Source organism: Bacteroides sp. AM44-19, from assembly GCF_003603395.1.
In the GTDB taxonomy this organism is placed as follows: Bacteria; Bacteroidota; Bacteroidia; order Bacteroidales; family Bacteroidaceae; genus Bacteroides; species Bacteroides uniformis.
The window spans coordinates 79,235-100,541 of record NZ_QTNB01000001.1 but is presented as its reverse complement, the minus strand read 5'-3'; the positions used below and the strand labels follow the sequence as shown (position 1 = coordinate 100,541).

18 protein-coding genes are annotated in these 21,307 nt (G+C 47.5%); 13 read left to right on the top strand and 5 right to left on the bottom strand.

From position 1 onward, the window contains the following. Window positions 1-31: 31 nt before the first annotated feature. The 7 genes from DW947_RS00535 to DW947_RS00505 all read left to right on the top strand — a co-directional run bounded on the left by DW947_RS00535 (window position 32) and on the right by DW947_RS00505 (window position 6,194). Window positions 32-1,180 carry a capsular polysaccharide biosynthesis protein CapF gene (locus DW947_RS00535; RefSeq protein WP_119958400.1) on the top strand — a complete coding sequence of 383 codons (1,149 nt, stop codon included), beginning with the start codon at window positions 32-34 and terminating at the stop codon, window positions 1,178-1,180. Between the two features lie 25 nt (window positions 1,181-1,205). After that, the gene (gene wecB / locus DW947_RS00530; protein ID WP_119958399.1) at window positions 1,206-2,387 is read left to right on the top strand and encodes a non-hydrolyzing UDP-N-acetylglucosamine 2-epimerase; all 1,182 of its coding nucleotides are present in this window, start codon (window positions 1,206-1,208) and stop codon (window positions 2,385-2,387) included. Between the two features lie 9 nt (window positions 2,388-2,396). Further along, window positions 2,397-3,629 (top strand): glycosyltransferase family 4 protein, encoded by a 1,233-nt coding sequence (locus DW947_RS00525; protein WP_087332456.1) that lies wholly within the window; start codon window positions 2,397-2,399, stop codon window positions 3,627-3,629. A 73-nt stretch (window positions 3,630-3,702) separates the two neighbouring features. Further along, complete coding sequence (locus DW947_RS00520) at window positions 3,703-3,894, top strand: hypothetical protein (RefSeq protein WP_035457993.1); 192 nt, start codon at window positions 3,703-3,705, stop codon at window positions 3,892-3,894. Next, entirely contained in the window at window positions 3,891-4,211 is a 321-nt protein-coding gene (locus DW947_RS00515; protein WP_005829173.1) for a hypothetical protein, read from the top strand. The genes DW947_RS00520 and DW947_RS00515 overlap by 4 nt, the downstream gene beginning before the upstream one ends. A gap of 9 nt (window positions 4,212-4,220) precedes the next feature. Continuing rightward, entirely contained in the window at window positions 4,221-5,216 is a 996-nt protein-coding gene (locus DW947_RS00510) for an NAD-dependent epimerase/dehydratase family protein (RefSeq protein WP_119958398.1), read from the top strand. A 30-nt stretch (window positions 5,217-5,246) separates the two neighbouring features. Further along, complete coding sequence (locus tag DW947_RS00505; RefSeq protein ID WP_117962454.1) at window positions 5,247-6,194, top strand: MraY family glycosyltransferase; 948 nt, start codon at window positions 5,247-5,249, stop codon at window positions 6,192-6,194. Between the two features lie 14 nt (window positions 6,195-6,208). Here the strand turns inward: DW947_RS00505 and DW947_RS00500 are convergent, their stop codons facing one another. The 5 genes from DW947_RS00500 to DW947_RS00480 all read right to left on the bottom strand — a co-directional run bounded on the left by DW947_RS00500 (window position 6,209) and on the right by DW947_RS00480 (window position 14,932). Next, window positions 6,209-7,339 carry a hypothetical protein gene (locus DW947_RS00500; RefSeq protein ID WP_243635068.1) on the bottom strand — a complete coding sequence of 377 codons (1,131 nt, stop codon included), beginning with the start codon at window positions 7,337-7,339 and terminating at the stop codon, window positions 6,209-6,211. 494 nt (window positions 7,340-7,833) lie between these two features. Next, window positions 7,834-9,957 (bottom strand): alpha/beta hydrolase family protein, encoded by a 2,124-nt coding sequence (locus tag DW947_RS00495; protein WP_119958396.1) that lies wholly within the window; start codon window positions 9,955-9,957, stop codon window positions 7,834-7,836. Window positions 9,958-9,994: 37 nt separating this feature from the next. Beyond that, complete coding sequence (locus DW947_RS00490; protein ID WP_119958395.1) at window positions 9,995-11,326, bottom strand: MATE family efflux transporter; 1,332 nt, start codon at window positions 11,324-11,326, stop codon at window positions 9,995-9,997. A gap of 101 nt (window positions 11,327-11,427) precedes the next feature. Beyond that, window positions 11,428-13,281 (bottom strand): membrane protein insertase YidC, encoded by a 1,854-nt coding sequence (yidC, locus tag DW947_RS00485; protein WP_119958394.1) that lies wholly within the window; start codon window positions 13,279-13,281, stop codon window positions 11,428-11,430. Window positions 13,282-13,312: 31 nt separating this feature from the next. Continuing rightward, window positions 13,313-14,932 carry a CTP synthase gene (locus DW947_RS00480; protein ID WP_005829157.1) on the bottom strand — a complete coding sequence of 540 codons (1,620 nt, stop codon included), beginning with the start codon at window positions 14,930-14,932 and terminating at the stop codon, window positions 13,313-13,315. A gap of 270 nt (window positions 14,933-15,202) precedes the next feature. Here DW947_RS00480 and DW947_RS00470 point away from each other — a divergent pair, with 270 nt between their 5' ends. From DW947_RS00470 to DW947_RS00445, 6 genes are all read left to right on the top strand, one after another. Then, complete coding sequence (locus tag DW947_RS00470; protein ID WP_087332449.1) at window positions 15,203-16,642, top strand: DUF3078 domain-containing protein; 1,440 nt, start codon at window positions 15,203-15,205, stop codon at window positions 16,640-16,642. Between the two features lie 230 nt (window positions 16,643-16,872). Continuing rightward, the gene (locus tag DW947_RS00465) at window positions 16,873-17,292 is read left to right on the top strand and encodes a SoxR reducing system RseC family protein (protein ID WP_008663545.1); all 420 of its coding nucleotides are present in this window, start codon (window positions 16,873-16,875) and stop codon (window positions 17,290-17,292) included. A gap of 37 nt (window positions 17,293-17,329) precedes the next feature. Beyond that, entirely contained in the window at window positions 17,330-18,232 is a 903-nt protein-coding gene (locus DW947_RS00460; RefSeq protein WP_005829147.1) for a Fe-S cluster domain-containing protein, read from the top strand. 60 nt (window positions 18,233-18,292) lie between these two features. Continuing rightward, complete coding sequence (gene rsxC, locus DW947_RS00455) at window positions 18,293-19,630, top strand: electron transport complex subunit RsxC (RefSeq protein ID WP_005829145.1); 1,338 nt, start codon at window positions 18,293-18,295, stop codon at window positions 19,628-19,630. A gap of 6 nt (window positions 19,631-19,636) precedes the next feature. Further along, window positions 19,637-20,629: an RnfABCDGE type electron transport complex subunit D gene (locus tag DW947_RS00450; RefSeq protein WP_005829143.1), complete on the top strand. Its 993-nt coding sequence runs from the start codon at window positions 19,637-19,639 to the stop codon at window positions 20,627-20,629. After that, window positions 20,626-21,291, top strand: coding sequence for an RnfABCDGE type electron transport complex subunit G (locus DW947_RS00445; RefSeq protein ID WP_005829140.1), 666 nt, complete (start codon window positions 20,626-20,628; stop codon window positions 21,289-21,291). The genes DW947_RS00450 and DW947_RS00445 overlap by 4 nt, the downstream gene beginning before the upstream one ends. The last annotated feature ends 16 nt before the right edge of the window (window positions 21,292-21,307 follow it).

The window sequence follows — 21,307 nt, the reverse complement described above, 5'->3', positions numbered from 1 at the left end:
CTTTTCTGTGACAAACAGAACCCATTAGTTTATGAAAATCTTAGTAACCGGCTCCCGAGGGTTTGTCGGCCGGAACCTTGTATCCCAGCTGCACAACATCCGTGACGGGAAAGCCCGCAATTACGGCATTGCAGGTGAGGAACTTGCCATTTACGAATATGACATGGACAGTGACCCGGCCGAACTGGATGTCTATTGCAGACAGGCTGACTTTGTCTTCAATCTGGCGGGCGTAAACCGTCCCAAGGATGCGTCTGAGTTTATGAAGGGGAACTTCGGCTTCGCCTCCACGCTGCTTGATACATTGAAGAAGCACGGCAATACCTGTCCGGTAATGATTTCCTCTTCCACGCAGGCCGCACTCGACAACCCTTACGGTGAATCGAAGCGGGCAGGGGAGCAACTGTTGTTCGAGTACTCCAGGGAAACGGGGGCAAAGGTACTGGTGTACCGCTTCCCGAATGTTTTCGGCAAATGGTGCCGCCCCAACTATAACAGCGCGGTGGCCACTTTCTGCAACAACATCGCCCATGACTTGCCCATCCGGGTGAACGACCCTTCGGTGGTGATGCATCTGGTTTACATAGACGATGTGGTGGACGAGCTTGTCTCTGCCCTGAGCGGCAGGGAACACCGCAACGGGGATTATTGCGAAGTACCCGTGGTGCATACCATTACCTTGGGCGGCATTGTGGAACTGATAAGGTCTTTCAGGCAAATGCCCGGTACCTTGTCCGTCCCGGATTTGAGCGATGCCTTTACAAAGAAACTCTATTCCACATACCTCTCATACCTGCCTGAAGAACGGTTCAGCTATCCCTTGAAGATGAATGTGGACGACCGTGGCAGTTTTACGGAGATTATCCGTACTTCCGACCGCGGGCAGTTCTCGGTGAACATCTCCAAGCCGGGCGTTACGAAAGGCCAGCACTGGCACCATACCAAGAACGAGAAGTTTGTGGTGGTGAGCGGGCACGGTCTGATACAGCTCCGCAAGATAGGTACGGAGGAGGTTGTCAGCTTCGAGGTAAGCGGCGGGAGGATGGAGGTCGTGGAGATGATTCCCGGTTATACGCACAACATTGTCAACCTTTCGGAAACGGAAGACCTGGTGACTTTCATGTGGTGCAACGAGTGTTTCGACCCGGCACGTCCGGACACTTATTTTGAAAAAGTCTGAAACGAGTTAAAGAATATAGGAACAGATGGATATAAAATTGGATTATTCGCAAGTCAGGTTTCAGGAGAACGGCAGACTGAAACTTCTGATTATAGTGGGCACCCGTCCGGAAATCATCCGCCTGGCGGCTGTCATCAACAAATGCCGCAGTTATTTTGACTGTCTTCTGGCCCACACCGGCCAGAATTACGACTATAACCTGAACGGTGTCTTCTTCCGTGACCTGAAGCTGAAAGCCCCCGATGTGTATATGGATGCCGTCGGTGATGACCTCGGTGCCACGATGGGGAATATTATCAACGCCAGCTACAAGCTGATGGTGCAGGTGAAACCTGATGCCGTGCTGGTGTTGGGAGACACGAACTCCTGCCTGAGCGTGATAGGCGCGAAACGTCTGCATATCCCCATCTTCCATATGGAGGCAGGCAACCGCTGCTTTGACGAGTGCCTGCCTGAGGAGACCAACCGCCGTATTGTGGACGTCATTTCCGATGTGACCCTCTGCTATTCGGAGCATGCCCGCAGATACCTGAACGCTTCGGGCGTGGCGAAAGAACGTACATACGTAACCGGTTCGCCCATGGCGGAAGTCCTGCATGAGAATTTGTCCGAAATAGAGTCCAGTGATATTCATCAGAGATTGCATCTCCAGAAAGGTAAATACATCCTGCTTTCCGCGCACCGGGAAGAGAACATTGACACGGAGAAGAACTTCCTGTCCCTTTTCAGCGCGGTTAACGCTATGGCCGAGAAATATGACATGCCCATACTTTACAGTTGTCATCCCCGTAGCAGGAAACGTCTGGAATCAAGCGGCTTTGCACTTGACAGACGTGTGATTCAGCATGAACCTCTCGGTTTCCACGACTACAACTGCCTGCAGATGAACGCCTATGCCGTTGTGAGTGACAGCGGTACCCTGCCTGAGGAGAGCAGTTTCTTCACTTCTGTGGGGCATCCTTTCCCGGCTGTATGCATCCGTACGAGTACGGAGCGTCCCGAGGCTCTTGACAAGGGTATCTTTGTCCTTGCCGGCATTGATGGGAAATCCTTGCTTCAGGCTGTAGATACTGCTGTGGAGATGAATAGGAGTGGTGACGATGGCCTGCCGGTGCCCAATTATACGGATGAGAATGTATCGGCCAAGGTTGTGAAGTTGATTCAGAGCTATACGGGGGTGGTGAACAAGATGGTTTGGAGAAAATAATGGTGAGACATGCCTAAGAAAATCTTGATACATAGCCTAATTTTCAGTCCGGATGGAGTTTCGACAGCCTATCTTTATAATGATATTGCTCTGAAATTCCAAGAAAACGGTTATGAAGTATTGGTATTGACAACTACGCCTCATTACAATGTTGTGGAATCACAACTGGCAGCACAACCTCTGAAATGGAAGGTTTGGGGGATTTGTAAAGAAAGCTGTTTTCATGGAATCAGAGTTCTTCATGTACCCCAGAAGAAATTCAGAAATACATTTCTGCGTGTCCTGGGATTTGTCTATTGGCATATTATCTCTTTCCTGATTGGTTTGTCCCAGAGAAATGTAGATGTCATACTGTCACCTTCCCCTCCTTTGACTATCGGTGTAATCAACATTTGGCTGGCGAAAATCAAGGGATGTAAAACCATATATAATGTGCAGGAAATATATCCTGACATCTTGAAACGAAAGGACGGGCTTGTTATAGAACAGCTACGTAGGATGGAACGGTATGTTTATAATAACTCAACGGCCGTAACGACAATAGACCAGGTCTTTTATAATGTAATAGCCGGAAGGTTTAAGGATAAGTCCAAGCTTTGTATAATACCTAATTTTGTAGATACAGAATTGTATAATTCTCAGGGTGGAAATGTAGAATGTCTGAATCCCCATTTTTTCCCTGCCACAGATTCTTTGAAATTGCTTTATGCCGGGAATATTGGTTATGCCCAAGATTGGGAGCCCTTAATTTGTCTGGCAGAAAAGACGAAAGGGTTTTCCATTGAATACTTTATAATCGGTGAGGGAGTCATGAAACCCGTTCTTGAGGAGAAAGTACGTGAGTTGGAGCTGGATAATGTGCATATTTTGCCCTATCAGCCCAGAAGTTTGATGCCGTCCATTCTTGCCTATTCAGACATCCAGTTTATTTTCATGAACCCTGAAATGGAGATGCAGGGATTCCCTTCCAAGGTTTATACAATCATGGCATGTGGTAGGCCTTTATTGGTCTGCTCGGGAAAGGATACGCCTATCATCAATTTCCTGCAGGAACATGGCTGTACAAAATTGATTACAGAGAAGAGTTTGGAAAAGAAGGTGGGAGAAATGGCGGATTGGCTGAATTCCGTCTCAAGAAGCGAACTGGCTTTACTGGGTCGAAATGGTGTAGAGGTGATTAAGCGATTATATTCAAAGGATGTGGTAACTCAAAAATATGTAGACTTAGTTGAAGCTTTATGAACATACGATATTTATCAGTCAATGATTAGGATAACTTGATATTTCCGGGTATCTTTGTGGAAAGATTGGATGTATGAGGAAGATTAAGCCATATAAGGAACAAGAACCGATGGTGCCGAATGTTGGTGAGCCGGTAGTTGTATATACGGGTAATGAGAATAATCCGAATATCGTTACGGAAGGACGTGATGACATTAGGCATGCTATTTCCGGTGAAGAATTATTGGATAGACTTTGCCCTCGTATAAAGGCTTTGTTTGGATGAGAGTCGTATTCGCTCCCGAAGTAGAGGAGGACTTGTATGGACTTATAAAAATACTTGTTGAGAAGGAGTATTTGGGTACTTATCCTTTTGCTATTTCTTATGTGGAAGAACTGATAGCTGATATTCAACAGAACATTCATTCTAAATTAAAAAAGAAAGCGCCCGCTTTTTTTGAGCGTTATGGTAAGGATATGTATTACATCACTTATCAACGTAATTCTAATACGACGTGGTATATTTTCTTCTCTGTCATTGGAGATACTTATTTTATTAAATACATAACCAATAATCACGTTTCCGGTCAGTATATTTTTTAGCATATTTCAATGAACATACTCGTCACTGGAATCCACGGCTTTGTGGGTTCCAATCTCGTTGTTGCCCTAAAGGAACGTCATAGCCTTTACGGGCTGGATATTGTCGCTCCTGAAAAGGAGGGGGTGGTAAAGACTTTTTTCTGGAAGGATATCGAACCGGCTTCTTTTCCGATGCGGAATCTTCCTGAATTCGATGCCATTATTCATCTGGCTGGTAAAGCCCATGACACGAAGAACCGGTCTGCTGCCCAAGCCTATTTTGATATCAATATGGGATTGACCCAAAAGATATTTGATTTCTTTCTGGAATCGTCTGCGAAGAAGTTCGTATTCTTCAGTTCTGTGAAAGCCGCTGCAGACAGTGTGGTGGGTGATATGCTGACTGAAGATGTGGTGCCTGCTCCGATAGGACCGTATGGGGAGAGCAAGATAGCTGCCGAGAATTATATTCTTGGCAAGTTGAATGTTGAAAATGGAGAACTGAAAGTTAATCCGTATGATGACAAGCAGGTCTATATCCTGCGTCCCTGCATGATTCATGGTCCCGGCAACAAAGGCAATCTGAATCTTCTTTATAATGTGGTGAGGAAAGGCATCCCCTGGCCTTTGGGGGCTTTTGAGAACAGAAGGTCTTTTACTTCAATAGACAATCTCTGCTACGTGGTGGAAGGTCTTTTGACCAAGGAGGTGGCGAGTGGTATCTACCACATGGGAGATGACGAGGCCTTGTCCACAAATGAGCTGATAGCTTTGATGTGTCGGGCTTTGGAGCGTAAGCCGCATATCTGGAAGATAAACAGAGGACTGATGGAGTTCTGTGCCCGGCTTGGGACTCTGCTCCATTTGCCTTTGAATACAGAGCGTCTGCGCAAGTTGACAGAGAATTATGTGGTGAGTAATGCGAAAATAAAGGCTGCCCTGGGAATTGACAGAATGCCGGTGAGGGCAGAGGAGGGGATAGTGAGAACGATAAAATCGTTCTCAAATATAAAAGTAAACAATTAAGAATTAAAAATTAAAGAGGAAAATATTGTTATGTATTATCTGCTTATACTGGTTCTGCTGTTTTTAGCAGAACTTTTTTATTTTAGAGTGGCTGATAGGTGCAATATCATCGACAAGCCCAATGAGCGGAGTTCTCATACGAAAGTGACTTTACGCGGTGGTGGGATTATTTTCTATTTCGGAGCGTTGGCCTATTTCCTGACGAGTGGCTTTGAATATCCCTGGTTCCTGCTTGCCTTGACACTGGTGACGTTCATCAGCTTCGTGGACGATATAAAATCCACCGGACAGATGACAAGACTGCTTTTTCATTTCTCTGCCATGGCTTTGATGTTTTATCAGTGGGGACTGTTCTCCTTGTCCTGGTGGTGGATAGTCATAGCCTTGATAGTCTGTACGGGTATCATTAATGCCTACAACTTTATGGATGGCATTAACGGCATAACCGGCGGTTATTCTCTGGTTATTCTTGCTGCGTTGGCTTATGTCAATAAGGAGGTGGTTACTTTTGTGGAAGCGGATTTCATCTATACCGTTATCTGTTCCGTTCTAGTCTTCTGTTTCTTCAATTTCCGCAAGCGTGCTAAATGCTTTGCCGGTGATGTGGGTTCGGTGAGCATTGCCTTTATCCTTCTTTTCCTGATAGGCAGGCTCATCATTGAAACGGAAGATTTCAGCTGGATAGTCCTTTTATCCGTTTATGGTGTGGATAGTGTACTGACTATCATTCACCGCCTGATACTTCATGAGAATATCGGGCTGCCGCATCGCAAACATCTGTATCAGATTATGGCGAATGAGCTGAAGATTCCTCATGTCATAGTCTCTCTGGTCTATATGACAATACAGACTTTTATAATAGTAGGATATATTTATTACCAACGGTATGGCTATATCTTCTTGATAGGGTGTATCTTACTGTTGAGCGCAATATACGTACTCTTCATGAAAAAGTATTTTTCAAGACATATCTCTTGAATTACTGTCTTCCATTATACAATTTCCACGGTCACCTGAATACCCAAAGCTTTGGCAATACGCTCGATATCACGCTTCTTTGTTTTTGTATTGCTGCAGGTCATAAGAAACCGTCCGTTGCCTAATGGTTTTTGAGCGCGCTGGTATTTCTCATGAAGTGTGTTTGATATCAAGGGAATCTTGCATACCTTGATATTTAAAGATTGCACTTGTTCCACACCTACTGTCATCACAAATTGCCGGAAAGTCTCGGCTGCTTGTGTTTCTTGAATTACTTTCCCATTACCAAAAGTAATCTTTAATCGGGATATTGGAGTATTGCTTTCCGTATCATTGGTTACTTGGTACAGTTTCTTTGCTGCTTCAAGAAATCTTGGAAATAATGTTCCCCACTGGTTGTTGACAACAATTTTTGTTCCGTCTGCCAATAAAATAACTTCATCAGGCTTAAGAAAGTAACGTTTCTTTAAATCGGGATGAGATTTGATTTTTTCTTGGACTTCTATCAAGGTACGTATTACACCCAATGCTTTACTGTGTAAATTGGATGGAAAGACTTTTTCCAGTTCAACATAGTTTATGTTGGGATGGTCTTTGATATAGTGCTTGATTACTTCCAATACAAAACGTCTTTTGACATAGAAGTTGATTCCATCCAATGAGAATTTTGTATGGTCTTTGGAGTCACTTTCTTTATAGTCGTTTTGTGAGTTTTTAGATGTTTGTCTCGTTTTAAGTTGTAATGAAGGGAGAATGCTCTTATTTTCGTAATGTACTGTAAGCGTAAGATTGGCAAATTCTTCATTAATGGCGGATTCCTCAAATCCTTCAGCTGTAAACTTGTCTTTGAGCAACGAAATCATATTCTTTACCCCATTGCCTTCGGATAAGAATTCTGACACCCTCCTATGCAGATTATTACGCGCTTGGATTTTTTTATATTGCTCATTACAGAATGTTTCTATTTTTTCCAGATTGAATTTGTCGTAAGTTAGCAGGTCACAGATGATGGAACCATTTACATCTTCTTTCTTAAATTCTGCTGTAAATACACAAATGGGATTCTCTCCATCATTGGGAATGTCATAGTAAAGTTGTATCTTTTCTCCTATATATAATCCGACATTAAGTTTCAACTGGCGCATATACGACATCAGTTGATTTTCTTGTCTTTCATTTCGTATATTAGACGGACGCTTTATTTCAATAGGGAGTACGGGGGATTGTGTGTCATGCTCGTTCTTTCGCCAAAGTACAATGTCCGGGCGTATGGAGTTGCTATTGCCTATCGGTAATGTATATTGGGATACCATTGTTCCATTGGTCTTCTTCCATCCAAGAAATTTCAGGCAGTTCTCTATTTCCCGCTGGTAGTCACCTTCTACCGAATTTGTTTCAAAATACGGTATCAGTGTTTCCACAATCTCAGGCCAATTTTCATTCATCTTTTATCGGGTTATATTAGGACATATTGTTTACACTTCTTTGGAGTGTGCATAAAGCAAATGTATTGACTTTATTTGAACTGCCCAAATTATAGTCATAAAAAATGAATCGGGCGGTGTACGATAAAAACAAATAGTCCCGGATTCTTGACAAAGAATCCGGGACTATTTGTTTTTATTGTTTTTGAGGGGCTTTACTTAGCCGGCTTCAACCATTTGTCCAGCCATTCAAAGAAGGTACGTTGCCACAGCACGCCGTTTTGAGGCTTCAGCACCCAGTGGTTTTCGTCCGGATAGATAAGCAGTTCGGCAGGAACGCCACGCATCACGGCTGCATCGAAGGCGGCCATTGCCTGGTTGGCAAGGATGCGGAAGTCCTTCTCTCCGTGGATGCAGAGGATAGGGGTGTCCCATTTGTCGACAAAGAGGTGCGGGGAGTTGGCGAAAGTGCGTTGTGCCGTAGCGTTGTTCTTTTCCCAATAAGCGCCGCCCATATCCCAGTTGGCAAACCATTTCTCTTCCGTTTCCAGATATTGCATTTCCATGTTGAAGATACCGTCGTGTGCGATGAATGCCTTGAAGCGTTTGTCATGGTGTCCGGCAAGCCAATATACGGAGAAGCCTCCGAAGCTGGCACCTACGCAACCCAGGCGGTCTTTGTCGACGAAAGGTTCCTTGGCCATTTCGTCAATGGCAGTGAAGTAGTCCTTCATGCACTGGCCGCCGTAATCACCGCTGATGGCTTCGTTCCATTCTACACCGAAGCCAGGAAGACCACGGCGGTTGGGAGCTACGATGATATAGTCGTTTGCCGCCATAATCTGGAAATTCCAACGGTAGCTCCAGAACTGGCTGACGGGACTCTGAGGACCACCTTCACAGAAGAGGAGGGTGGGGTACTTCTTGTTAGGGTCGAACTGTGGAGGATAAATCACCCAGGTCAGCATCTGCTTGCCGTCGGTGGTCTTCATCCAGCGGGCTTCCACCTTACCCATCTCCAGCTGGTCGTAAATCTGCTTGTTTTCTGTGGTCAGTTGCACTGCTTCTGCAAAAGCGTCGCCGTTGCGTGCACTGTTTACGGCATAGATTTCGTCGCCCATGCTCATGGAGTGGCGTTTGGCGATAATCTTGTCTCCGCAAAGGGCAAGCGAAGCATAGTCGTACATGCCGTCGGTGAGCTGGGTAAGCTTGTCGTTTCCGGCAAGGTCGATGTTGTAAATCTGTGTCTCGCCATGCCATACACCGATGAAGTAGATGCTCCGGGAATCTTTGTTCCACAAGAAGGCGTCCACGTTCGATTCGAAAGCTTTGCTTACAAAACGTTTCTCGCCGGTCTCGAGGTTCATGATAAACAAGCGGTTCAAGTCGGCTTCGTAGCCGTCACGTTCCATGCTCTGCCAGGCGATGTATTTGCCGTCGGGAGAGTATTGGGGATTCGTATCATATCCCTTGTTTTCTTCCGTGATGTTTTTGGTTTCCTTGGAGGCAAGGTCGTAGATATAAATGTCGGAGTTGGTGGAAATGGCATACGCCAGTCCGGTTTTCTTACGGCATGTATAGGCCACCTTATCAGAAGACGGGCTCCATGCCAGCTGCTCGATACCGCCCCAGGGCTTCATCGGGCTTTCGTATGGCTCTCCCTCAAGAATATCAGTGACATTGCTGATGGCATTGCCGTCGAAATCGGCAACGAATGGATGGGGAGCAGTAGTCACCCATTCGTCCCAATGCTTGTACATCAGGTCGGTAACGATGATGCCGGTGGCTTTAGGAAGGTCCGGATGTTTGTCTGCCGTACTCTTCACGGTCTTTACCTGGGCAATGAAAAGGAGTTTCTTGCCGTCGGGCGAGAAAGAGAACCCTTCGATGTCTCCCTCGTATTGAGTCAGCTGCTTGCGTCCGCTGCCGTCGGGATTCATTTCCCATACCTGGCTGCTGCCGCTTTCGTTGCAAAGGAAGGCAAGCTTCTTGCCGTCCTTAAACCACGTGGGCTGTCCTTCTTGCCAGGCGTCATGCGTTATCTGGGTATTGTCACTACCGTCGGCATTCATGACGAAGACTTCGCTGTTACTCTTGTTCTGGGGCACGCTGTAATAAGATACCGTGTAGGCAATCTGCTTTTCGTCGGGGGATACGGCCACACTGCCGATGCGTCCCATCGCCCAGAGTGCCTCGGGTGTCATACGCTTTCCTTCAATCTTGATGTCCGACCGCTGGATGAGCGTTGCTGCGTCCTGCTGCTGTCCGGCATCTTTTGTGCCTCCGCAAGAGGCCAATGTCATGGCTGCTGACATAAGTAGTAGATTTACTTGTTTCATATATGCTTTTTGTTTCAGTTATTTTAATGCAAAGATACTAAATTTTCCTTCCTTGCCAATTTCCACGTTTGATATATAGCCAGCAGAAAATGAGAATAAAGCTGGAATAAACCATTTCCGAGGTCCAGCAGATGGCCACGTCGAGTTGTAGAATCAGAATAATGTAGGTGATATAGGCTGTGTAGATGACCAGCGTAGCCATCTCCAACCCCCATGCCGTACGCGTGTTGCCGGTTCCGGAAACTGCCTGGAAATAGACATTGGCGGGAACCAGAAACAGATAGGTGGAGCACATCACCCAGAGTGAATGCACGGCAGCGTCCTGCAGGTCGGGCATGTCGGTATAAATTCCCAGAATCAGCTTGGGGAACAGCGCGAAAAGCAATGCCAGCGGAAGTACGAAAACATAGGCTATGCGTACATGCTGCCGGATAGTGCCTGCCACGCAATCGGAGTGGCCTGCACCGATGAGGTTGCTGACCAGTGAACCGCAGGTAGAGGCAAATGCCATGAGTACCATGAACAGTATGCCGGACACATTGCGGACAATGTTGGTCACTGCCAGCGAGCGCTCTCCCAGATGCTCTACATAAAGGAAGAAAAGGAACCAGGTGGAGAGGGAGAAGAAATTCTGTATCATGGTCCAGAAAGAGACGTTCAGCATCCGTTTCAATACGCCCAGCCGGAACTTAGGAATACGGTCCAGCCCGTACTTGCGGCAGTCGATGCGGCTGCGGGTATAGAGGATGAAGAATAACAGCGAAACCAGCTCGGCCAGTGAGGAGCCGATGGCGGCTCCGGCAATGCCGAGCGCCGGGAAACCGAATTTACCGAAAATCAGGATATAGTTGAATACGACATTGCTCAACACCATGACGATGGAGTTCAGTGTCAGTGTCTTGGTCTGGGTGGTTCCCAAGAAAAAGGCACGGAACATGACTGCGCTGAACGAGAAGAAGGCACCGAATACACGCCAATGCAGGTAGCTGGTGGCTGCTTCGTAGATATGTTCCGAAGCGACGATGCGTTTCAGGATAATCGGTGAGAAACAATAGGATAGCAGGAACATGACTGCCGCCATCCCGACTTGGAAATAGATGCCCTGATAGAACAAGTCACCGATTTCCTTATACTGCTGTTCGCCGTTGCGCCGGGCAATGAGTATCTGGGCCCCGATACTGAAACCGAAGGCAACCATGAAGATGACCATGTAGAAGACACCGGCGATGGCAGATGCTCCCAGCTCGACTTCGCCCACACGTCCGAGGAAGGCGGTGTCCGTCATACCTATCAGTTGCTCCATAAGGAGGCTGATTAGGATGGGGTAGGCTATAAGCCAGATTTGTTTGTAGGTGTATTTAGTCTGCATAATTTAGAGTCTGTGATTTTTTCATTGGCGTAAGGATAAGAAAGCCGGGCAAATGTCATTGTCCGGCTTTCTGCAAAAGAATATCTTGAACGGTAGTCTTACTACTTTTTGTTCTGTCTCTCTTTCATCATCTGTTCCTGCTGTTTCTGCATGGCTTCCAGACGGGCGGCGAAACCGGTTTTCTTCATCTTCTTCGGGTCTTTCTTGTTGGCTTCCAACTGGGCAAGAAGGGCTTCCTCATTGGTTGTCTTGCGCATGATGAGCGTTGTTACCACACTGATTAACGTAGAGATGAAGTAGTAATAGTTCAATCCCGAAGGATAATCGTTCAATATGAAGAGGAACATGACAGGCATCAGGTATGACATCCACTTCATGGCAGCCATCTGCGGATTGGCACCCGTATCCTGCTGCTGCATCATGTACTTCGTGTTCAATATGTTGGTAACCGTCATCAGCAGGCAGAACAAGCTGAGGTGGCTGCCCAGGAACGGGATATGGAACGGGAAGTTGATGAACGCATCATAAGTGGAAAGGTCGTCTGCCCATAAGAAGCTCTGTTGGCGGAGTTCAATGGCACTCGGCACGAACATGAACAAGGCCATCAGGATAGGGAACTGTATCAGCATCGGCAGACATCCGCCCATCGGGCTGACTCCGTACTGGCTGTAGAGGCCCATCACTTCCTGCTGCTTCTTCATGGCATCTTCCTGCTTGGGGTACTTCTTGTTTATCTCGTCGATTTTCGGTTTCAGTACGCGCATCTTGGCAGAAGACATGTAGGTCTTCCACGTAGCCGGGAATACCACTGCCTTTACAATCAGCGTCATGAACAACAGTACGATACCCATGCTCAAACCCCAACTGGACAACCAGTCGAAGATGTTGATGGTGAACCATTTGTTTATCCAGCGGATGAGCGGCCAGCCCAGATAGACCAGACGGTTCAGCTCCCACTTATCGTCACGTCCCTTGTCGAGTGCGGTCAGAGTCTTGTAGTGATTGGGGCCGAAGTAGAAGAACAGCTGGGTAGGTTCCTTGCCGGTAGGATCGAACTTCGTGCTCATCTCTGCAGAATAGTCCTTGATGTAGCCGCTGCCTTGAGTCTCCATCTTGGAACTCAGCTTGGTCTTTTCAAAGTCGGCATCTGCCAGGAATACCGAAGAGAAGAACTGGTTCTTGAAGGCAATCCAGTCCAGACGTTCCGGAACTTCCTTTTCATCGTTCTTGTTGGCGGACAGATAATCGGTACCCTCTCCGGCGATTTTGTAAGTCAGCTCAGCCAGACGGTTCTCGTAGGTGTAACCCTTCTCTATCTGACGGGCACGCTGAGACCACTCGATGTCCACATAATTGTTGGTAGCCGCCAGCTTGCCTTCCATATTGACTGCCTGAATAGTAAAGTCTATCAGGTATGTGTCATTGTGCATGCGATATGTAAAGTCGATATAGCTGTTGCTGTCTGCCGACAAACGCATGGTGACGGTACTGTCCGTACGGTTTACTGCGGTGAAATAATAGTCTTCCGTCTGGATAGTCTCTTTCTTGTTGTAAAAGAGGAAATTCATGGAGGCGTCGTTGCCGCTGAACAGTGTGACGGGGGTCGTCTTGTCTTGTCCCATGTATTCCTTCAGCGTGGCCGAAGCTATGCGCCCGCCTTTTGTATCTACGGTTATTTCTGCCAGGTTGTTCTGGATGGTTACCTGCGAGTTGGTTCCTTGACGGGCGTCGAAGAAGAGGGCAGTGGAGTCAACGCTTGCTTCCGCTCCGCTTTCGTTGGCCAGGGCTGCTTCCGCCTTGGCTTTCAAGTCGGCTTCGCGCTGTTGCACCTGGGCTATGGAGTCGTAGTAACGTTGCTGTGCTTCCAACTGCTCCTGGCTGGGACGGCTCAGAAAGCTGAAACCTACTAACAATATCGCTATCAGAACAAGACCTGTGATGGTATTTTTATCCATTCTTTGTTGATTACAGATTACTAATTACAAATTATTTCTTTTCGTTTTCATTTTCAATGGCGGCCTTCACGAATGCTACGAACAGCGGGTGCGGATGCAATACCGTACTGCTGTATTCGGGATGGAACTGGGTACCGACAAACCACTTCAATGCGGGTATCTCGACAATTTCTACCAGATCCGATTCGGGGTTTATACCCACACACTTCATGCCTGCTGCTTCGTAGGCCTCCTTGAAGCTGTTGTTGAATTCGTAGCGGTGGCGGTGACGCTCCTGGATATGCTCGGTACCGTATGCCTCGTATGCCTTGCTGCCTTTCTGCAGAACACATTCATAGGCACCCAGACGCATGGTTCCACCCATATTGGTGATGGACTTCTGCTCTTCCATGATGTCGATAACATTGTGCGGTGTCTTTTCATCCATCTCACGTGAGTTGGCATCGGCGTAGCCCAGTACATTACGGGCAAATTCGATGGCGATACACTGCATACCCAGACAGATACCGAAGGTGGGGATGTCGTGCGTACGCGCATATTTGATGGCTACGAACTTGCCGGCAACGCCGCGTTCGCCGAAGCCTGGACCGATAAGTACGCCTGCCATGCCTTTCAGGGCTTCTGCCACATTCTCGTCAGTCAGCTTTTCACTGTTCACGAAGTCTACCGATACCTTGCGGTCATTGTAGGTTCCTGCTTGTGAAAGGGCCTCGCGGATGGACTTGTAGGCATCCTGCAAGTCATATTTGCCCACCAATGCGATGTGCAGCGGGGCAGTCTCTTCGGCTTTGTGACGGCGTTCGAGGAAAGCGCGCCACGGTCCCAGTCCCGGAGTGTCGCCGACGGGAAGTCCCATTTTCTTCAAAATGGTAACGTCCAGTCCCTGGCTCTGCATCAAGATAGGCACTTCGTAGATGGTAGGCGCGTCGATGCTTTGCACCACGGCATTCTCGTCCACATTGCAGAACAGAGCCACTTTCTTGCGCAGGGTGGTACTCAACTCGTGTTCCGTACGCAGTACGAGGACATCAGGTTGGATACCGGCACTTTGCAGTTCCTTTACGGAGTGCTGGGTGGGCTTGGTCTTCAGTTCACCGGCAGCTGCCAGGTAGGGGACATAAGTAAGGTGTACGCACAAGGCGTCTTTTCCCAGTTCCCACTTCAGCTGACGGATGCTTTCCAGATAGGGCAGAGACTCAATGTCACCCACTGTACCGCCAATCTCGGTAATAACAAAGTCGAATTTGTATTTGTTTCCCAGCAGTTTTACATTACGCTTGATTTCGTCTGTAATATGGGGAATAACCTGAATTGTCTTTCCCAGATAGTCACCCCGGCGCTCTTTGTCGATGACGCTTTTGTAGATACGTCCGGTCGTGATATTGTTGGCCTTGGTGGTCTGGATGCCCAGGAAGCGTTCGTAATGGCCCAAATCGAGGTCGGCTTCGTGGCCATCCACGGTAACGTAGCATTCGCCGTGTTCATAAGGGTTCAGTGTACCCGGGTCGATGTTGATGTACGGGTCAAACTTCTGGATGGTTACCTTGTAACCTCTTGCTTGCAGCAATTTACCGATGGAGGATGAGATGATACCTTTACCTAATGAAGAGGCAACACCACCGGTGACGAAAATATACTTTGTTTCTCCCACAACTATATTATTTTATTAATTGTTTAATCTAATGCCAAGAGCCTATACGGCTTGTCGTTCAAGGTGCATACTGCTCCCGTCAGTACACGTAGAACTTAAAAAGCGCAAAATTATAAAAAAAAGAGGAAGTAGAGAAAGTTTCGATGAAACAATTATTAAAAAATACGATTTCATCGAAGAAAGTCCTTCTTGCCTTTTTCTTATGGCTTTTCTATGTTTTCTAAACATTTTAAGCTAAATTTGCGCTCGAAACATAGACTTTAGGGCATTATGAAGAATAGACACATTGCATTTTGGTTAATTGCTACGATGATTTCTTCGTCGGTGATGGCACAGAATACGCTGGATACCGCCTCGAAGAACAGTGGACAGGAAACAACTGCCAAAGCCGACACCTTGCCGGATATAATGAAAGAATACATGATTCTGAAATTGAAACCGGAAGGTATGGGGTACAGGCTGGATACTGTTTCCATATTATATGAAAGGTATATCGGAGTGCTGGATTATTTGAATGACCCCACGACTCCGGAGCGTTATATACCTTCCAATCCGAACTACTATAGGTTGTTCCTTCCCCTTACCTATTATTATGCCCCCATGAGACGCCTTTCCAAGGTGGACTGGCATTTCCAGGTGCCTGATACGGTGCCTGCCCTGACGCGCGAGATGTTGCCGTTCGACACACTGAGTTTCACCTCAAAGGACCGAGCCAACAAACTGGTGGACCGTACGCTGCTGAACACGTATGTAGATTGTCCCAATCTGGTTGTAATGACCGAGAAGGAGGTGATGAAAGGGAAGATATTCAAGGATAATATAGAGAAGGAGGTTTCTTCCAAGCCGTCCGTCGTGAAACTGTTTGCACAAGAGAATATGGTGGGAGTGAAGGAGGAAGCCGACGTGATTATCCACAAGCCCAACTGGTGGGTGACGGGTGGAAACGGTTCATTGCAGATTACCCAGAACTATATCTCCGACAACTGGTACAAGGGAGGTGAGAGCACTAACGCCGTGCTTGCCAACCTGCAATTGTTTGCCAACTATAATGACCGTGAAAAGGTGCAGTGGGAAAATCTGCTCGATGCCAAGCTGGGCTTCAGCTCCGCACCTTCCGACGAGTTTCATAACTATCTGGTAAGTACCGACCAACTCCGGCTGTACAGTAAACTGGGTATTCAGGCTGCGTCCAAGTGGTATTATACCATCACGACTGAGTTTAAGACCCAGTTCTGCAATGGCTACAAGGCCAACAGTGAAGAGCTGGTTTCGGCTTTCTTTGCTCCGGCAGACTGGTCGAGCAGTATCGGTATGGACTACAAGTTGAAGAAGCAGAAATTCAGCTTGTCCGTTTTCATGGCTCCGCTGACGTACATGCTGCGCTATGTAGGAAATAAGGGGGTGAATGAAGTGAGTTTCGGTCTTGATGAGGGCAAATGCGTGAAGCATAACTTCGGTTCGCAGATACAGCCTACACTTTCATGGACCATCATTCCTTCCATCACGCTGGATTCCCGCTTGGACTTCCAGACCAGTTATGAGTGGACACGTATTGAATGGGAAAACACGGTGAACTTTGTGCTGAACCGCTATCTTTCCACCAAGCTCTATGTGCACGCCCGCTATGACGACAGTGCCAAGCCGACGGAAGGGGACAGCTATTTTCAGGTAAAAGAATTGCTCAGTTTCGGTATCAATTATAAATGGTAAATAAACAAATGGTCTGTTCGGAGTGAACAGATTATCTGTTTTGGTTAGTCAGACGGTCTGTTTTTCCTTGACAGACCGTCTGTTTTTTGTCTTTTTGTAGTCTGTGGCAGGTGAAAAAACATAAAAACATAGAAAAAGCACGTTTACGAACACAGAAAATGCATAGGAAAGGTTTGCAGTTCACAAATAATGCGTAAATTTGCCGCGATTTGTAATGCACACTTTGCAAAATGGCGAATACTATAAAACATCAAGGTATTGTGGAAAACATAAACGGTTCTCATCTCCAAGTGAGAATCATCCAGACTTCAGCGTGCGCTTCGTGTAGTGTCAAGGGACATTGTACCTCTGCGGATACAAAAGAGAAACTTGTCGATGTGGCCGATGCCAATGCCGCATCCTACCAGCCCGGCGACCGTGTATGGGTGACGGGCGAACTTTCAATGGGAGTGATGGCAGTTCTGTTTGCCTTTATATTTCCTTTCCTTATTCTGATAATCTCACTATTTGTCTTTATGGCTATCTGGAATGACGAGCTGCGTTCCGCGCTTTGTTCGCTAGCACTTCTTGTACCTTATTATTATATATTGTGGCTGAACAAGTCGCGGATGGGTAAGAAGTTCTCATTCTCCGTACGACCGATGAACTAACTAATAATAAAACAAATAATTAATAAACAACTAATTTATGAATGTAATTCTGATTGCAGTGATTTCATTGGGAGTTATAGCGCTGGTATCAGCCGCTATTCTTTACGTGGCTTCCAAGAAATTCGCCGTGTATGAAGATCCGCGGATTGCCCAGGTAGCAGAGGTGCTTCCTCAGGCAAATTGCGGTGGATGTGGTTACCCCGGTTGTAGCGGATTTGCAGATGCTTGTGTAAAGGCAGGTTCGCTGGATGGTAAACTTTGTCCGGTGGGTGGACAGCCCGTCATGACAAAGATTGCCGAGATTCTGGGCTTGGATGCCGCTGCTGCCGAACCTATGGTTGCGGTGGTGAGATGTAATGGAACTTGTGCCAACCGTCCTCGTGTGAACCAATACGATGGCGCCAAGAGTTGTGCCATTGCGGCTTCTCTCTATGGTGGTGAAACGGGTTGTAGTTATGGCTGTCTGGGATGCGGCGACTGTGTGGCTGCCTGCCAGTTCGATGCTATCCACATGAATCCGGAGACCGGACTTCCCGAAGTGGATGAGGAAAAGTGTACGGCTTGTGGAGCTTGTGCCAAGGCTTGTCCGAAATCTATTATTGAAATCCGTCCTCAAGGCAAGAAATCACGTCGTATTTACGTACAGTGTGTAAACAAGGACAAGGGGGCCGTAGCACGCAAGGCTTGTACCGTGGCATGTATCGGTTGCGGCAAGTGTGTGAAGGTTTGTCCGTTCGAGGCTATCACGCTGGAAAACAATCTGGCTTACATTGACCCCAATAAGTGTAAATCCTGTCGCAAGTGCGAGGAAGCTTGTCCGCAAAACACAATCATTGCCCTCAACTTCCCGCCGCGCAAACCGAAGGCTGACGATGCAGCTCCCCAAGTAAAGGTTGCAGCTCCTAAAGCTGAGGTTGAGACTCCCAAAGCAGAGGTTTAGACTTCCCAAGTTGAGGTATGAATTAATAAAGTAAATAAACGACTAAAAATACAGAATTGTATGTTGAAGACATTTTCAATTGGTGGAGTCCATCCACACGAAAATAAACTTTCAGCACATCAGCCTATCATCAAGGCAGAGATTCCGGCCAAGGCCGCTATCTTGCTGGGACAGCACATCGGTGCTCCTGCCAAGCCTATCGTTGCCAAAGGTGATGTTGTGAAAGTGGGTACAAAGATTGCCGAGCCCGGCGGTTTTGTATCAGCAGCCATTCATTCGTCTGTCAGCGGGAAAGTCGCTAAGATTGACACGATTGTCGATGCCAGCGGTTACGCCAAGCCTGCTATATTCATTGACGTAGAAGGGGATGAATGGGAAGAATCCATTGACCGTTCCGAAACGTTGGTGAAGGAATGCAGTCTGACCTCCGAGGAAATCGTGAAGAAAATCGCTGATGCCGGTATCGTAGGTCTGGGCGGTGCATGCTTCCCTACGCAGGTCAAGTTGTGTCCTCCTCCTGCATTCAAGGCAGAGTGTGTCATCATCAACGCCGTAGAGTGCGAACCGTATCTGACTGCCGACCATCAGCTGATGCTGGAACATGCGGAAGAAATTATGGTAGGTGTATCCATTCTGATGAAAGCGGTAAAGGTGAACAAGGCATTCATTGGCATTGAGAACAACAAGCCCGATGCCATCCAGCTGATGACGAAAGTCGCTTCCAGTTATGCAGGTATCGAGGTGGTACCCTTGAAGGTACAATATCCGCAGGGTGGTGAAAAGCAGTTGATTGATGCAGTCATCAGTCGCCAGGTTGCAGCCGGTGCGCTGCCTATCTCCACGGGAGCTGTGGTGCAGAATGTGGGTACCGCATTTGCCGTTTACCAGGCCGTACAGAAGAACAAACCTCTGTTTGAACGTGTCATTACCGTGACTGGTAAGTCGTTGGCAAAGCCGTCCAATTTCCTGGCACGTATCGGTACGCCGATGAAGCAGCTGATTGAAGCTTGCGGCGGTCTGCCCGAAGATACGGGCAAGATTATCGGCGGTGGCCCGATGATGGGTAAAGCTCTGGTAAATACGGATGTACCGACAGCCAAAGGAAGCTCCGGTATTCTGATTATGAACGAGAAGGAAGCCAAGCGCGGCGAGGTACAGCCTTGTATCCGTTGTGCCAAGTGCGTGGGAGCCTGCCCGATGGGGTTGGAGCCGTATCTGCTGGCTACCGTTTCGGCCCACGGAGATTTTGAAAGAGTAGAGAAAGAAGACATTATGTCGTGTATAGAATGCGGTTCATGCCAGTTCACTTGTCCTTCCAACCGTCCGATGCTGGATTATATCCGCTTGGGTAAGGGTAAGGTAGGAGCGATGATCCGTGCACGTCAAGCTAAAAAATAACGAAGTATGAATAAATTAATCGTATCCCTTTCGCCCCACGTTCACGGCGGTGACAGCGTGAAGAAGAATATGTACGGTGTGCTTATCGCATTGATTCCGGCATTTCTCGTTTCGCTTTACTTTTTCGGACTGGGTGCGCTGATTGTTACGGCCACTTCCGTAGCAGCCTGCTTGTTCTTTGAATGGGCCATCGGCAAATTCCTCATGAAAAAAGAGACCACAACCATCACCGACGGCTCTGCCATCATTACCGGTGTGTTGCTGGCCTTTAACCTGCCTTCCAACCTGCCCATCTGGATTATCATCCTTGGTGCCTTGTTTGCCATCGGGGTAGGCAAGATGTCCTTCGGAGGTTTGGGTTGCAATCCCTTTAACCCTGCACTGGCAGGACGTGTATTCCTGTTGCTTTCATTCCCCGTGCAGATGACGACATGGCCGGCTGTAGGCCAGTTGACAGCCTATACGGATGCCACGACGGCTGCTACGCCGCTGGCTATTATGAAAGGTGTCATCAATGGTGCTCCGGGCATGTCCCTGAGCGACCTTCCGGGAGCTTTCGACCTTCTGATAGGTAATAATGGAGGATGTCTCGGTGAGGTGAGTGCCTTGGCGCTGCTGCTTGGTTTGTTCTACATGTTGTGGAAGAAAATCATCACCTGGCACATTCCGGTATCTATTCTGGTGACGGTATTCGTGTTCTCCGGTATCATGTATCTGGTCAATCCGGAACTTTATGTATCCCCGGTCGTACAGTTGTTGTCCGGTGGTCTGATGCTGGGTGCTGTCTTTATGGCTACGGACTACGTGACTTCTCCGATGAGCCACAAAGGTATGCTGATTTATGGTGTTTGCATCGGCCTACTGACTGTCATCATCCGTCTGTTCGGTGCATATCCGGAGGGTATGTCGTTTGCCATTCTGATTATGAATGCGTTCACTCCGCTCATCAACACCTATGTTAAACCTAAACGCTTTGGGGAGGTAGCGAAGAAGAAATGAAAAAGTTAGAATCATCCTTGAAGAATATGTTGCTGGTACTTACGGGCGTTACCGCAATCTCCGTAGCGTTGCTGGCTTATGTAAACGAATTGACGAAGGAGCCCATTGCGCAGGCCAATGCAAAGACCTTGAGCGATGCCGTAAGTGCGGTGGTTCCGGGCTTCGACAATGACCCCATCGCCGAGAAGAAGATGCAGGAAGTAAACGGAGTACAGTATTCTGTATATCCTGCCACCAAAGGCGGAGAATATATCGGAGCTGCTGTGGAAGCTGTTGCCATGGGTTTTGGCGGTGAGCTGAAAGTGTTGGTCGGTTTCGATGCTGAAGGCAAAATCATCGACTACTCCTTGTTGTCGCATGTGGAAACTCCGGGGTTGGGTTCCAAGGCTGCCGACTGGTTCAAGAAAGGCAATAAAGGTGACATCACCGGCATGAATCCGGGTGAAGCTGCATTGACAGTGAGCAAGGACGGTGGTAAAGTAGATGCCATTACAGCGTCTACCATCACCTCACGTGCTTTTTTGAATGCAGTGAATGCGGCTTATGCTGCCTATGCCGGTCAGGAAACTGCCGACGGCACTACCGGCGCTACTCAAAAGAATGTTGAACAACCTGCTGATTCCGCAGCTCCCGAAGCTGTGGATACACTCAGCGCTAAATGAGAAAGGAGTAGAAGAT

Coding starts and splice junctions, on each gene's coding strand:
- DW947_RS00505 (WP_117962454.1), top strand. CDS start 5,247: ATGTATTATCTGCTTATACTGGTTCTGCTGTTTTTAGCAGAACTTTTT.
- yidC (WP_119958394.1), bottom strand. CDS start 13,281: ATGGATAAAAATACCATCACAGGTCTTGTTCTGATAGCGATATTGTTA.
- DW947_RS00460 (WP_005829147.1), top strand. CDS start 17,330: ATGAATGTAATTCTGATTGCAGTGATTTCATTGGGAGTTATAGCGCTG.
- DW947_RS00490 (WP_119958395.1), bottom strand. CDS start 11,326: ATGCAGACTAAATACACCTACAAACAAATCTGGCTTATAGCCTACCCC.
- rsxC (WP_005829145.1), top strand. CDS start 18,293: ATGTTGAAGACATTTTCAATTGGTGGAGTCCATCCACACGAAAATAAA.
- DW947_RS00535 (WP_119958400.1), top strand. CDS start 32: ATGAAAATCTTAGTAACCGGCTCCCGAGGGTTTGTCGGCCGGAACCTT.
- DW947_RS00500 (WP_243635068.1), bottom strand. CDS start 7,339: ATGCGCCAGTTGAAACTTAATGTCGGATTATATATAGGAGAAAAGATA.
- DW947_RS00520 (WP_035457993.1), top strand. CDS start 3,703: ATGAGGAAGATTAAGCCATATAAGGAACAAGAACCGATGGTGCCGAAT.
- DW947_RS00465 (WP_008663545.1), top strand. CDS start 16,873: ATGGCGAATACTATAAAACATCAAGGTATTGTGGAAAACATAAACGGT.
- DW947_RS00495 (WP_119958396.1), bottom strand. CDS start 9,957: ATGAAACAAGTAAATCTACTACTTATGTCAGCAGCCATGACATTGGCC.
- DW947_RS00510 (WP_119958398.1), top strand. CDS start 4,221: ATGAACATACTCGTCACTGGAATCCACGGCTTTGTGGGTTCCAATCTC.
- DW947_RS00450 (WP_005829143.1), top strand. CDS start 19,637: ATGAATAAATTAATCGTATCCCTTTCGCCCCACGTTCACGGCGGTGAC.
- wecB (WP_119958399.1), top strand. CDS start 1,206: ATGGATATAAAATTGGATTATTCGCAAGTCAGGTTTCAGGAGAACGGC.
- DW947_RS00525 (WP_087332456.1), top strand. CDS start 2,397: ATGCCTAAGAAAATCTTGATACATAGCCTAATTTTCAGTCCGGATGGA.
- DW947_RS00470 (WP_087332449.1), top strand. CDS start 15,203: ATGAAGAATAGACACATTGCATTTTGGTTAATTGCTACGATGATTTCT.
- DW947_RS00515 (WP_005829173.1), top strand. CDS start 3,891: ATGAGAGTCGTATTCGCTCCCGAAGTAGAGGAGGACTTGTATGGACTT.
- DW947_RS00445 (WP_005829140.1), top strand. CDS start 20,626: ATGAAAAAGTTAGAATCATCCTTGAAGAATATGTTGCTGGTACTTACG.